The sequence below is a fragment of the Luteibacter sp. W1I16 genome, from assembly GCF_050434905.1.
GTDB lineage: Bacteria > Pseudomonadota > Gammaproteobacteria > Xanthomonadales > Rhodanobacteraceae > Luteibacter.
Genome location: NZ_JBNDJJ010000001.1, coordinates 1528169 through 1541515 on the forward strand (window position 1 = coordinate 1528169; position 13347 = coordinate 1541515).

The following is a 13347-nucleotide window of genomic DNA, read 5'->3' on the forward strand; positions in this document are numbered from 1 at the left end:
CTCAGAGTCCGGAGACCTGCGGCAGGCGCAGCCGCACCAGGCGGTTGGCGAGATTCAGTTCCCAGGGCTTGTCGTATTTGCGTCGCTGGTAGCGCCACGACGCCATCGCACTCAGCCCGCGCTTGGCCCACGGCGGCGAGCGCAGATCCTGCACCGTCGGGTAGCGGCAACGCAGCACCGTGACGAAATCCTGGATGTGCCTGCGCAGGTCGTCCGACAGCCACGGAGCATCCGCATGGCAGGCGTAGTCCACCCACCGCTTCTGCGTCCATTCCTCGGGAGTCGACGGAAAGACCACCGGCTCGCCATTCAGGTCGAGCAAGGGCGTGGAAGCGCGCTTGCCACGGTCTTTCTCGTGCTTGCTCCCTTCCGGCAGCGGCGTATAGATGTAAACGATGATTTCCGATTGCGGGTTGATCTTCTTCAGTTCACGGATGAACTCGAAGGTGTGCAGGGTCTCTTCCTCGGTGTTCTGCGGCGGCGCGACCATGAACGAAAGCTCGGGAATCACGCCATGGCGGCGGCACAGTTCCGCCACTTCGAGGGTCTGGTCGGGCCGCGTGCCTTTGCGGATTTCCTTCAGCATCGCCCCGCTGGGTGACTCGGCGCCGATGTAGGCCATGCGCAACCGGCTCTTGCGCACCAGCTTCCAGGAGCTTTCCGACAGGTTGAGCAAGGCGTCGGAACGCGCGTAACACCACCAGGGCAGTTCCAGCTTCGCCATCACTTCCAGTAGCGGCACCATGTCCTCTTCGCGGTCGAAGAAGTTGTGGTCGAAGAACTGGATCGAATCGGCGCCCAGGCCGTGTTTGAGGTAGGTGAGGTCGCGTTCGAGGCGTGCCACGGCGGGCAATGCCGTCGTGCCACCGAACATCGCCGCCACGCCGCAGAACGTGCAGCGGAAACGGCAACCGATGGCGGCCTGGTGCGCCGCGGTGCGCCGGCCGAGGAAGGTCGGCGCCAGGTAACGGCGCGGATCGCCGAGCTTGTCGTACGGCAAGACGATGCCACTGTCGCCGAGCGAGAAGCGCCGGCTGGGGTTGTGCACGATGTCGCCGTCGCGCTTCCAGGAAAGCCCGCCGATGCGCGAGACATCGGCGTCGGGGCGCCCCAGCGCCGCCATCAGTTCCGGCAGGCTTTCCTCGCCTTGGCCGCGGATGGCGTAATCCACGTACGGTGCCGAAAGCGCGGTGTCGGTGTACAGGGTCGGGAAATAGCCGCCCCACACGATGGGCATGCGCGGGAAACGCTCACGGATCGCCTTCGATACGGCGATGGAGGGCTCCATCTGCGGGCCGCCCATGACACTGATGCCGACGGCATCGAAGCGCTCCGTCTCGATCGCTCGCAAGGTCGCGCCGACGACGTCGCGGTCGATGTTGCCGTCCACGACGCGGCTCGTGCCCGTGCGATCCAGCGCGGCGGCCAGGTGGAGCAACGAGAGCGGAAAGCGGGCGCTACCGCGTGAGGTGATCGTCGGGTTGACCAGCAGGGTATTCGGGGAAGAGGTCATGGGAGGCGGATCGCAAGGGTTCAGGAGGGCCGGCGCAGCTGGAAGACCAGGGCGACGGGCACGTCGAGCGCGAGGCGGTCGAAACGCGCGCCCTCGGGGATATCGGCGGCATCGAGCATGGGTTCGAGCACGTGTTCGATGACGAGGCCGAGGTGCGAGCAGGCCGCATGCCAGTGGCTGTAGAGGTGAGGGGTGTGGCGCGCGGCGTAACGCCGGCCACCGCTTTTGAAATCACGCAACCAGCCCAGCGCGTGGCCGGTGGGATGCACGTCGCTGCAAAGAATCGTGCCGCCCGGCCGGGTCACGCGGCGCAATTCGGCGAGCGACGGTTCGAGCCGCTCGAGGTGTCCGATCACCAGGCCACACAGCGTGATGTCGGCGTCGTCCGAAGGTAGCGGCAAACATTCGAGGTCACCCCGACCCAGTTCGACATGCGTGCTCGTGGCGACGTCGGCCAATGCGCCGGCCGCGCGTTGAAGCATCTCGGGCGAGAGGTCGACGCCGCGCACGCGTGCCGCGCCGCGTTCGACCGCATGGCGCACGTAGCGGCCGCTGCCGCAACCCGCATCGACCACGGATTGGCCGTGCAGGTCGACCGGCAACAAGCCGAGCATCGCGCGCTCCTCGGCACGCATCACCGGATTGTGCGCGTGGGCGGGGTAACTGTCGGCCCACAGCGCGTACGCGGCCGAGGGTTCGAGGATCGGCGTGGCGTTCACCGGGCACCCCCGACCCGGCGCCGTGCAGGCGCCGCTGGTGATACCGGCTCCAACCCCGGCTCCAGCGCGAGCAGGTCGTCGTCGGCGAGGTCGCGGGCGAGCAGCTTCGCCTTCCCATCGAGCGTCACCGCCACGGTCTCGATGCCGGCGGCGGCGAACCAGCCGGCGAAGTCGGGATCGGCAAGGCGCGGCAAGCCATCACGTACCACGGCGCGCAGGTCGGCGCGGGTGTGGCCGACCAGGCTGTCCACCTCGTCGCCACCGCGATCCGCGACGATCACCATGTCGCCCGTGCATCCGGGGTCGAGGCCACCGCGCCCGGCGAGGCGAAGTACCCGTGCGGCGGCAGAGGTCGCCAACGCAAGTAACGCGCGACTGTCCAGTTCACCGCGCGGGGATTCCTCGCGCCATTCCTCGAGAAGGTCGCGCGCCCCGCTGAGGCGCGAGTCGCTGCCGATCGCGAGGCGTCCCGCCGCGTGCAAGCGACGGGGATCGAGGGAACGGCCAAGCAGGCGCCGGTTGCTGCCCGGGCACCACACCACGGACGCTCCCACCGCGATGACGCGATCGATGTCGCGCTCGCCCAGACCCACCCCGTGTACCAGTACGCTGTTCGCGGCCAGGCAACCGAGCCGGTCCAGCCGCGTGAGCTCGCCGGCGGCCACCACGTCGGTCCCTTCGGCGAGATGGATGATCCAGGGGCGGGAAGGTGGCGTGGCCGCGAAGCTCGCCTGCACGGGCGGCCCGTAGGCGGGTCCGTCCAGGGTGTAGCTCCAGCCGTGGCCGCGCAGCAGCGCGACGGGAAAATTCCGCGCGTCGAGCTCGGGATGCCACGGATCGTGGTGCGCGACGCAGGTGACGCCCGCGAGCAGGTTCTTGAGCGCGCCATGGCGCAGCCGCCGCTGCTTGGGTATGGCCAGGGCGGCGGCCACGGCGGGATCGCTGAAATGCCGCTGGAACGCCTCGATCCATGCGTAGCTGTTCGGGAACGGTGCGTGAGCGGGAAGCGGCGGCACTCCATTCACTTGCAGGTGGTCATGGGCGTTGATCAATCCCGGAAAGACCAGGTGGTCGCGCAGGTCCACCGGGAATGCCGCCTTGGCCGCGCGCGATCCGATGCGGCCACCGGCAAGGTGCAGCGGTGCGCGCGACGTGCCTGTCGCGGTGACCAGGCCGGCGCCGGAAAGCGTGGTGTCCACCGCTCAGCGCCGGCGCATGACGATCAGGAAATGGTCGCCCATGTCGCGCAGCCAGGGCAATCCGCCGAGACGGTCATCCATGCGGCCCAGGCGCTCGTACCACCCCGGCCGGCGTCGATAGCGGTCGACCATGTAAGGCGGCGGCAGGAACAGGCTCAAGGCACGATAGCCACCCAGTTCGAAGTGTTCCTCGAACGCGGCGTAGAACTCGCGCGGCATGTAGTAGTACGTCCAGATGGTGTGCCCGTTCATGCCCACCGACCGCGCCCCGCGCGCGAAACGGATACCGGCACGGCCAAACCGCCGGCGCACGGCGTAGTGGCCCACCTCCCACGGGCAGATGCGGCCCATCACGGAAAAGACGAGGCTGCCGCCGGCGCGCACGAGGCGCGCGCATTCGTTCGCGACCGTGCGCAGGTCGGGCGCGCAGTTCAGCGGCCCGAAATTCGAGTACACGCCATCGAAGCGGCCACCCAGCTGGTCCAGCTGCTGCACGCCCAGATGCACCGCGCTCACCTTCGATCCCACCCCTTCCGCGGCGGCGCGCGTGCGCGTGCGTTCCACCATCTCGGGCGACCAGTCGCTGGCGACCACCTCGTAGCCATGCCGCGCCAGTTCGACGGCATCCAGGCCCGTGCCGCAGCCGAGATCGAGCAGCCGCGATCCGCTGGGCAGCAGGCCGCCGAGGGTCTTCCACATCGTGCCGCGCATGCGCTGGATGAGTTCGTTGTTGCCGCGCGGACCGTCGTAATCGGCCGCGACGCTGTCGAACGCCTTTTGCGTTTCCTTGAGTTGCGCCTCGTCGAGGCCTCCCGAGGACGGCAAGCGCTCCATCCGTGCCTGGCCAGTCATGTCGATCTCCGAACCCATGGTGTGATACCCATGAGTGCCGCTTGGGGCGCGTTTGGTTGACTCATGCCATGCGCACCGCGGCCGGGGCGCGGGCGTGGCGGCGGCGCAAGGCATGACGCGCGACCGCCGCCAGTGAAGCGAGGAAGGCCGCCGCCAGCGCGCCCATGCCCCAGGTCAGCAGCGCGTTGGGGAAAACCCTGCCTTCCGGCGCGTCGATCGGCCAGGGCATCGTCGTGGCGGAGGTGTAGTTCGCCGCGAGCCGCGTGACCAGGTCGCTGCGCGCCTGTTCGAGCGCGCGGACGTCGTCGTTCGCGCTCGCGAGCAGCAGGGCGGCCAGCCGTGCCTCTTCATCCTTGCCGCCGCTCGCCTCACGCGACAGCCGCTCCTGGTCCGCCCTGGCCTGCTTCAGGTTGGCTTCGACCTCGCGCAGGCGGTCGTGCGCCAGTTCCAGGGGCTGCGCGCCGAGGCGCGCGTGGATGGCCTGGAGCACCGAGACGGTCGCCGACGCGAGCTGGCTGGCGTCCTGCTCCGAATAGGCCCGCACATGGATCTTGATCATGTTCGCGTACGGCAGCGGCTCCAGCTTGAGGCTGCGCCGGTAAAGCCTCGCCTCAGGGGCTTCGACAGGTACGCCGACGCTCTTGAGCACGTCGTTCTGGAAAGCGACGGTCTCCAGCCGCTCCAGGGTGCGCTGAAAGGGTTCGATCTTGGGATCCTGCCCGGTCGGCGTGACGCCCATCTGGCCCAGTTGTATCCACGTCGTCGCTTCCCATTGGCTGCGCGATGCATGCAGGTAGGCGAAGGTGAGCATGAGTACGACGGCCGCCGTGCCGGCGAACCAGCGCCACTCGCGGACGACGATGCGCCACATGTCGATCAGGTAGATTTCGTCGGCTCGTTCCATGCGGGGGACTCGTCGGTAGGGCAAGGGGAAGGGTTTCGATTCGGCAGCAGCGCCGCCAGCAGCTGAAGCAGCAAGCAGATAACGAGGAAGGCGGCATTCATCCAGATGAAAATCTGGGGTGCGAAGGGCGACATGACCGCGACGTACGCGATGCGCAGGAACATCAGCAAGCCGAAGAGCGGCACGTTCGGACGCAACCGGCGCACGCACCAGATCAGCACGCCATACGCGGCGGCGATCGAAAGCAAGGCCCCCGCCGCACCCCAGGCGAGCAGGAACGGAAGGTATTCGGTGCCCACGTTGATGTTGATCGCATCGAGGGGAATGTCGGTGTCCGTGGTCAGCAAGGGGCCACTGCCGGGCACGAGCTGGTGCATCAGGAAATCGGCGTTGACGTAATGCTTGGCCAGCATCGCCCCGAAGTTGTACGGGCCCGCGCTGATGTAGAGGAGCAGCCACTTGATACCCTGGGGAGCCGCCTTGTAGAAGTCGCTGAAAGGCAGCGTCACGTTATCCAGCGACCCGGAGCGCAAGGCGCCGAGCACCGAAAAGACGACGCATCCAAGCAGGCCGAGCACGGTGATGGCCTTCCAGGGCAATGGCTTGCTGCCGTCACGGCGGAAGATCATGACAAAGGCGATCGAGAACAACGCCGCGAAGATGCGGTTGCGATCGATCACGAGGACGGGAAATACCAGCCCCACCGCGACGAGCGCATAGCGCAAGCCCGCGTGGCGCGTGCACAGCAGGCCGATGACGGGCAAGGTCCAGCACATGTCCGAGATATGCCGCAGGTGCTCCCGCCCGGGCTCCATCGTCGCGTACGACGACGGATCGTCGATCAGGGGGATGGGGAACAGTGCGAGGTCGAGGCCGCAGAACAGCACCACCACCGCGGCAAAGGCCAGGGCCACGAATGCCTCACGGGTTCCAGCGTATCGCCGCGCGCGAAACTGCGCGGGCGACGGCAACCGGATGCCCACCACCGCATCGAACGCCAGGATCGCCGCCGCCGCGAGGACCAGCAGCAGGATGCCCTGGCCGTAGCCGGATGGCAGGTCGTATGTCAGCGGCGTGATCGCGCAAGCAAGCAGGAGTGGCAGGCAAAGATAGGCCGACGGCAGGCGCAAAAGTCCCTTCATGCTTCGCCGACCCGATGACGCTGCGGGACGGGGCGTATGCGTGACAGCACGAACAACGACACATAGGCCGTCATCTGCACCGCGACCAGCCACGAGCGCCCCTGCAGGAAGGCGATCTTGGCACCGATGCGGAACGCCTCGGCACGAAGCAGGGTGCGATCGGGTTCGTCGAACATGCACAACCGGCGCAAGGCCACCTGCCTCGCTTCCGTGAGATTCACGATACGCGTGGCGGTATGGCGGGTCTTGCTGAAGTTCGCGCCATGCAGGCGGTAGGCGCAGACTTTCTCGTCGACGAAGCCGATGGCATCCCTCGCCGCGAGGCGCAGGAACAGGTCCCAATCGTCGATGCGCAAGCCCTCTGTCCAGCGGGCCACGGTCTCCAGCGCACTCTTGCGCAGCATCGTGACGGGGCCGCCGATCGCCCAGTGGCTGATCACGGCACGGCGGATGCCGTCGTCGGAGAAATACTGTCTCTTGTTCGCATGGTGGAGGTCTGACATTCCGCTGTCGAGGATCTTCGCGCCGTGGCGGTCCACGACGATGCAGTCGCCGATCGCCGCCCCCTTGTGCGGATGTTCGATGAGGTAGCGGACAAGAACGCCGGAGCCGCCGGGCAACAGGTAATCGTCGCTGGCGCCGATGCGCAGGTATTCACCCCGCGCGCGCGCCGCCAGTTCGTTCAACGTGGCCGCGATGCCCTTGTTCTCCCGGCTGACGTACTCCACGGCGATGGCCCCGCCATGGGTCGCCAGCCAGGCCTCGATGCGCTCCGCCGTGCGGTCCGTGGAACCATCGTCGATGATGACGATCTCTTTCGCCGGATAAGGGTCGTCGAGCACGCTGTCCAGGCAGCGCTGGACGAAGTCCTCGTGGTTGAACGCGGGTATGAGCACCGACACGAGCGGCATCGATGCGGGACTCGGCTTCTCCGTCACGGCCGGAGTCCTCCCAGGTAGCGCCGCACCACCACGACGTTGAAGCCGAGGTAGAGGGCATAGTTGGTGGCGAAGGCATACATCGCGCCAATCACGCCGAAGGTCATGGTGAAGGCGCAGACGAGCAGGACATAGGTGGCCGCGAAGACGATCTCGGAGACGATGAAAAGCCGGGTCATCGACTTCGCCAGCATCAAGTAGGCCAGGATGAAGGACGCGATCTTGAAGACGTCGCCCAGGAGTTGCGGGGCGTAGAGGCCGTTCGCACCCGCCATGAAGTCGGCGCTGAAAAGCAGGCGCGTGATGGGTTCACGCAGGAGATAGACGATCGACGCGATCGCCACGACCACCGGCAACAACGTCCGGTACGCCTGGCGGAACTCCACGAGCAGCGCTGCCTTGTCTCTCGTCGACGCCAGTTTCGGCAGGTAGTGGATCGTGATCGCGGTGACGAAGAACAGCAGATAGGCATCGGACACCCTGCTCACCGCCTGCCAATAGCCGACCTGCTCCCATCCGAAGCGTTGGGCGAGGTGGTCGCGAACCGCGATGTTGGCCAGGGGCGGTACCAGCGCCGAGGTCAGGGTCATCGTGGAGAACGCGGCGAGGCGGCCGGTCATCTCCCGGTCGAAGCGCACGCGCAACATGCCGCGGCGGAAATAGGAACTTTTCCAGCAGGCGGGAAAGGCCACCAGCAACCACAGGGACTGCCCCAGCACGAGCGCCAGCAAGGCGCCATAAAGATGCAGCCAGCGTGACAACCACAGCGCGGCGAGCATCGCCAGGATCGATCCGGCAACCTGGATCAGGGCCAGCCGCCGCACGTCCATGAATCCGTTGATCACCGCGAGCATGTAGTTGACGACCGCGATGCCCAACTGGGCGACGGCGAGCACGCGCACCAGGCCGGCGTAGCCGGCGTCGCCCATCAGCCATGTCGCGATCTGCCGGCTGAGCAGCAGGGTGCCCGTGCCGATGACGCAGGAAGCAAGCAGCGCGTACCACAGCGCGGCAGCGAGCAGGCGTGAAAGGCGGACGCTGTCCTCGCGATACTCGGCGACATATTTCACCACGCCCGAGCTGATGCCTCCGCCCGCGAACACGGCCAGCACGGACATCAGGCTCATGAACTGGCCGAGCCGTCCCACGCCTTCCGGACCGGCCGACGAGGCGACCAGTTTCACGACGACCAGCGCCGCGAGAAGCCGGGCTCCCGTGCCGAGGGCCGCATAGAATCCCGAACGGACGAAATTCATGGGCCGCCCGCGAACGACATGCATGCTTCGACCACGCGCTCGACCTGATCGTTGCGCAGGGTCGCGGCCATCGGCAGGCTCAACACCTCGGCGTGGAGTCGCTCGGTGAGCGGCAGGCTCAGTTCCCGTAGCGAGGCATAAGCCGCTTGCCGGTGGGGCGGAACGGGATAATGGACCTGCGCCTGGACACCATGCGCGGCGAGGTGCTCGCGCAAGGCCTGGCGGCGCGCGCTGCGCACGACGAACAGGTGCCAGACGTGCGCTCCGGGCGCACCGGCTGCCGGAAGATGGATGTGCGGATGACGTATGCGTGCGCGATACGCGTCGGCCACCGCGCGACGGCGGGCGTTGTCCGCATCGAGGTGGGGCAGTTTCACGCGCAGCATGGCCGCTTGCATTTCATCCAGGCGCGAGTTGCCGCCCAACCTGTCATGGCGGTACTTCTCCGGCGAACCGTAGTTGCGCAGGGCACGAATGTCCGCCGCCAGTTCGTCGTCGTCCGTGGTGACCGCGCCACCATCGCCCAGTGCGCCCAGGTTCTTGCCGGGATAGAAACTGAAAGCGGCGGCATGGCCCAGCGCACCGGCCTTGTGGTCATGCCAGTAGGCGCCATGCGCCTGCGCCGCGTCTTCGATCAACAGCAGCCCACGGCGCCGCGCGATCTCCGAGAGCGCCGTCATGTCGGCGAGGCGCCCGTAAAGATGCACCGCCATGATGGCGCGCGTGCGTGGACCGATGGCCGCCTCGACGTGGGTGGGATCGAGGTTGAACGACGCTTCGTCCGGCTCGACCGGCACCGGGACCAGCCGGTTCGCCGTGACCGCGAGGAAGCTGGCGATGAAGGTGTTGGCGGGCACGATGATCTCGTCGCCCTCGGCGAGCACGCCGCGGTCCAGGTAGGCCCGCAGGATCAAGGACAAGGCATCGAGGCCGTTGCCGACGCCGATCGCATGCGTCGTACCGCAATAGCCGGCGAACTCGCGCTCGAAGGCGTGGAGCTCTTCGCCCAGGACATACCAACCCGAGTCGATGACCCGGCTGGCCGCCGCCTTGAGCTCTTCGGCATACGGCGCATTCACCTCGCCGAGATCCAGGAACGGTACCCGTGGCGGGGCGACGCTCACCATCCCGCCACCCCTTCCACCCGCTTGCCGCCACGGACCTCGCGCAGGAAATCGTCGTAGTCGGTGATGTAGTCGTCGGGATCGTAATGCTGGTCGGCGAGGACCATCAGCACGCAGTCGTCGCTGAAATCGTAGAGGTCGCGCCAGACCATCGCGCCCAACAGGAGCCCCTTGGTGGGATCGTCGAGCACGACCTCGACCGGGCCGCCACCGTCGTCGAGAAGGAAGGTGACGCGGCCGCGCACGGCGATGGCCAACTGGTTCAGCCGCCGGTGCGCATGGCGGCCACGATGCACGTCGGGCGTGGTGGCGAACAGGTAGTAAACGCGGCGGATGGGGAAGGGAACGTTCCTCTCCTGCTCCAGCGCGACGAGCATTCCCCGGCTGTCGCCGTGCGAGGTCAGGGAAATCGGTTGGATGTCCATGCGATGGCCCGGCTGTGGCGGTGGCGGCAAGAGTCGGGATTGAGTGCCGGTGGCTTCCCCGAAGGTTGCGTCACCGCGGCGGCACAACCTTCCTCCGCGTTGCCGGCACTCAAGCGGAACACGAGGATGGATGGGGCACGACAGTGGACAACGACGACGCGGCACCGAGGCGCCCGCGAAAACTGGTGGCATTGCATTGGCTGACGGTCGTGTGCGTGTGCGTGGCCGCGACGCTGATCCTGCTACGCGACGAACTCGACGGCCGCGCCTTGCGCCAATGGCTGCTCGAAGGGCACCGCCACGCTGGCTTGCTGGTCCTGCTGCTCTTCGCCGTACGTGTGGGCCTGCGCATCCGCTACGGCAAACTGCCATCCGGCGGTGACCATTCGAGGCTCGTCCGCGTGCTGGCGGGGTTCACGCACGTGGCGCTCTACGCCTTGTTGCTCGCCCTGCCCCTGCTCGGCTGGGCCATGTCGAGCGCGGCGGGCACACCCGTCCACTTCTTCGGCCTCACCCTGCCCGCCCTCATCGGCGAGGACGAGGATCTGGCGGATACGCTTCAGTCCCTGCACGTGGACGCCGCATGGGCCCTGCTCGCGCTGGTCACGCTGCATCTCGCCGCGGCGCTATGGCACCACTTCGTGCTGCGCGACCACACCCTCCGAATGATGTTCCCGGGGCGCCGCCGCTGATGGGCGGCGGCCGCTTTACCGTTGCCACCGATCGACAAAGGAAGAAGGACCCCGCCATGTTGCCGATATCGCACCGACGACACACCCTCCGGGCCGTATTCACCGCGTTCCTGCTGCTCCTGGCCAGCACCGCGGCGCACGCGATCCCCGCCTACGCGAGGCAGACAGGCGCGTCCTGCGCGGACTGCCATGCGGGCTCCTACGGCCCCGCGCTCACGCCCTACGGCATGCGCTTCAAGCTCAACGGCTACACCGACACGGACGGCAAGGGCCACAAGATCCCGCTGTCGATGCAGTTGATCGAAAGCCATTCCGCACCGGCACGCGGCGAAAGCAGCACCCAGCTCAGCGAAGGCGACCTGTACCTGGCCGGACGGCTCACCGACCAGGTCGGCGGCTACGTGAAGATCGAAGCCGACCATACGGGCCACAACACCTATAACCCGCGGCTGAGCAATGTCGACCTGCGATTCGTCGCCAAGGACCTGAAGATCCACGGCAAGGATGCGCTGATCGGCGTGAGCGTGAACAACAGTCCCGGCTTCAATGACCCCATCGGCGCGCTGCCGTCGTTCTCGAACCTGGGGCCCTCCGGCGTCACCGGCACCTTGCTCAATCCTTCCAGCCCTAATTCACTGGCCAACCGTGTCATCGGCGCCAGCGTGTACGGCCTCTACGATTCGAACTGGTACGGCGAAGCAGGCACCTACCGCGCCTTGCCGACCTCCTCGCAAGACCACCTCGGCTACAACGTGGCCGGCGACCCCGGGCGGCTGAGCGACACGGGCTATTTCCGCCTCGCCTATATGAAGGACATGAAGCGGCAGTTCTTCTCCGCGGGCGTGGTGGGCCTGACGACGAAGCGCCAGCTCCCCCGTTCCGGGCCGACCGACAAGCTCACCGATCTCGGCTACGACCTGACCTACCAATACCTGGGCAACCGCGATCACATCGTCCAGGTGGCCTACGTGAACATCCTCGAACGCCGTGATTACGGCAGCGCCCCGGTGATCGGCGGCGTGCAGGCGCGCGACCACGGCAATGTGCATGACCAGACGGCGAGCGTCACCTACACGTTCAAGCAAAGCTACGGGCTTTCGGTCAGCCACATGACGAGCACCGGCTCGAACGACGTGGCGCGCTATGGCCCCTCGGGCAGCCCCGACACCACCAGCAACGTGTTCACCGTGTTCTGGACACCCTTCGGCAGGGACGACTCGTATACCTCCATCGCCAATCTGAAACTGGCGGCCAACTGGTTCCGCTTCACCCGCTTCAATGGCAGGGGCGACGACATCTTCTTCGCCCCGCCGGGGGCCCGTCCGACGAATGCGGGAGACCTGAACGCGTTTTACGTGACGGCGAGCCTCGCCTTCTAATCCCACCTCAGGAGCGACAGCGTGTTGAACCCGATCGTGCGACAAACCCTGCGCCTCGCCGCCGCGGCCCTGCTGGCCGGCGGCTGGGCCCTGGCACCGCCCGTCCACGCCGGCGACGCCAAGGCCGGCGCCGACGTCTTCAAATCCGAGTGCGCCGAATGCCATGCGGTGAAGGAAGGCCGCAACAAGAAAGGCCCCAGCCTGTTCGGTATCGTCGGTCGCAAGGCGGGAAGTGTGACCGACTACGAGTATTCCGATGCGTTGAAGCAAAGCCCGTGGACATGGACGCCCCAACAGTTGCATACGTATCTTTCGCAACCCGCGAAGATCGCCAACCCGGGCACCAAGATGAAATACGACGGCCTCACCGACGCCACGCAACTGGACGATCTTATTTCTTACCTCGACACCCTCCACTGAGGCCAGACCCAGCCGATGCTGGAGCACCGCCCCACTCACGCCCCGCCCCGGTATCGCTTCGGGGCGATATGGATGCTCCTCGCGGCGGGAGCGGCGGCGCCCGCGCAGGCGCAATCGACGTCATGGAGCGGCGTGGTGGCGCTGGGCTCGCAACTGGTCGACCGCGGCGTGGCGATCACGCCGTCCGGCCCGATCCTCCAGGGCGCGGGTACCTGGTCTCTCCCCGGCGGCTGGTCCGTCGGCGCCTCGGCGAGCGCACAGCTGCGCACGCCCCGGCGTTTCGTGGAGACCCTCGCCCAGGTGGCGCGTTCGTGGTCGTTGTCGGACGACTGGCAGATGCAGTCGAACCTTCTCTACTACCACTATCCCCGCCACGGCCAGGCACGCACCTACGGCCGCACCGAGCTGGGGGTGGGCTGGATCTATCGCGACGTGCTCACGTTCAACGTGTCGGCGGCGCACATGAACGACTACGGAGGGCAACGCCCGCGAGGCGCGGCCGACCTGGGCCTGCGCTGGCCCCTGGCCCACCGGTTCTCGGTCACGGCCAGCGCCGGCGTGGCGCAGGAGCTCATTCCGCCACGCGGTAGCGGCTACGACCGCCGCAACCACTACTACTATGGCCACCTGGGCCTCACCTGGAACGAGGGCCCGTGGCGGGTCGACCTGGCCCACATCATGAGCAATCGCGACAGGCTCGACTTCCAGCCTGATGTCTCACCTTGGGTTGCGACGGTGTCGTGGGCCTTCTGAAAGGTAGCCGGCGCAACCTTTCAGGCCCACC

At 67.0% G+C, this 13347-nt stretch carries 14 protein-coding genes; 4 read left to right on the forward strand and 10 right to left on the reverse strand.

All coding sequences use genetic code 11. The features are described from left to right. Position 1: 1 nt before the first annotated feature. The 10 genes from QFZ41_RS06885 to QFZ41_RS06930 all read right to left on the reverse strand — a co-directional run bounded on the left by QFZ41_RS06885 (position 2) and on the right by QFZ41_RS06930 (position 10072). Complete coding sequence (locus QFZ41_RS06885; RefSeq protein ID WP_429198073.1) at positions 2–1513, reverse strand: B12-binding domain-containing radical SAM protein; 1512 nt, start codon at positions 1511–1513, stop codon at positions 2–4. A 20-nt stretch (positions 1514–1533) separates the two neighbouring features. Continuing rightward, on the reverse strand, positions 1534–2232 hold the full coding sequence (locus tag QFZ41_RS06890; RefSeq protein ID WP_429198074.1) for a class I SAM-dependent methyltransferase: 699 nt from the start codon (positions 2230–2232) through the stop codon (positions 1534–1536). Next, entirely contained in the window at positions 2229–3431 is a 1203-nt protein-coding gene (locus tag QFZ41_RS06895; RefSeq protein WP_429198075.1) for an amidohydrolase family protein, read from the reverse strand. The genes QFZ41_RS06890 and QFZ41_RS06895 overlap by 4 nt, the downstream gene beginning before the upstream one ends. A 3-nt stretch (positions 3432–3434) precedes the next feature. Then, the gene (locus QFZ41_RS06900) at positions 3435–4265 is read right to left on the reverse strand and encodes a class I SAM-dependent methyltransferase (RefSeq protein ID WP_429200196.1); all 831 of its coding nucleotides are present in this window, start codon (positions 4263–4265) and stop codon (positions 3435–3437) included. 79 nt (positions 4266–4344) lie between these two features. After that, positions 4345–5187: a Wzz/FepE/Etk N-terminal domain-containing protein gene (locus QFZ41_RS06905; protein ID WP_429198076.1), complete on the reverse strand. Its 843-nt coding sequence runs from the start codon at positions 5185–5187 to the stop codon at positions 4345–4347. Beyond that, positions 5160–6329 carry a hypothetical protein gene (locus tag QFZ41_RS06910; protein ID WP_429198077.1) on the reverse strand — a complete coding sequence of 390 codons (1170 nt, stop codon included), beginning with the start codon at positions 6327–6329 and terminating at the stop codon, positions 5160–5162. Before QFZ41_RS06910 ends, QFZ41_RS06905 begins: the two co-directional genes overlap by 28 nt. Then, positions 6326–7240, reverse strand: coding sequence for a glycosyltransferase (locus tag QFZ41_RS06915; RefSeq protein ID WP_429200197.1), 915 nt, complete (start codon positions 7238–7240; stop codon positions 6326–6328). Before QFZ41_RS06915 ends, QFZ41_RS06910 begins: the two co-directional genes overlap by 4 nt. A gap of 23 nt (positions 7241–7263) precedes the next feature. After that, positions 7264–8523, reverse strand: a complete 1260-nt coding sequence (locus tag QFZ41_RS06920; protein ID WP_429198078.1) for an O-antigen translocase — start codon at positions 8521–8523, stop codon at positions 7264–7266. Continuing rightward, positions 8520–9650 (reverse strand): DegT/DnrJ/EryC1/StrS family aminotransferase, encoded by a 1131-nt coding sequence (locus tag QFZ41_RS06925; protein ID WP_429198079.1) that lies wholly within the window; start codon positions 9648–9650, stop codon positions 8520–8522. Before QFZ41_RS06925 ends, QFZ41_RS06920 begins: the two co-directional genes overlap by 4 nt. After that, positions 9644–10072: a sugar 3,4-ketoisomerase gene (locus QFZ41_RS06930; RefSeq protein ID WP_429198080.1), complete on the reverse strand. Its 429-nt coding sequence runs from the start codon at positions 10070–10072 to the stop codon at positions 9644–9646. Before QFZ41_RS06930 ends, QFZ41_RS06925 begins: the two co-directional genes overlap by 7 nt. 143 nt (positions 10073–10215) lie before the next feature. Between QFZ41_RS06930 and QFZ41_RS06935 the strand changes: the two genes are divergently transcribed. From QFZ41_RS06935 to QFZ41_RS06950, 4 genes are all read left to right on the forward strand, one after another. Beyond that, positions 10216–10764 carry a cytochrome b gene (locus tag QFZ41_RS06935; RefSeq protein WP_429198081.1) on the forward strand — a complete coding sequence of 183 codons (549 nt, stop codon included), beginning with the start codon at positions 10216–10218 and terminating at the stop codon, positions 10762–10764. Positions 10765–10820: 56 nt separating this feature from the next. Next, positions 10821–12143 (forward strand): cytochrome C, encoded by a 1323-nt coding sequence (locus tag QFZ41_RS06940; RefSeq protein ID WP_429198082.1) that lies wholly within the window; start codon positions 10821–10823, stop codon positions 12141–12143. A 21-nt stretch (positions 12144–12164) separates the two neighbouring features. Next, entirely contained in the window at positions 12165–12563 is a 399-nt protein-coding gene (locus QFZ41_RS06945; RefSeq protein WP_429198083.1) for a c-type cytochrome, read from the forward strand. A 72-nt stretch (positions 12564–12635) separates the two neighbouring features. Further along, the gene (locus tag QFZ41_RS06950) at positions 12636–13316 is read left to right on the forward strand and encodes a TorF family putative porin (protein ID WP_429198084.1); all 681 of its coding nucleotides are present in this window, start codon (positions 12636–12638) and stop codon (positions 13314–13316) included. The last annotated feature ends 31 nt before the right edge of the window (positions 13317–13347 follow it).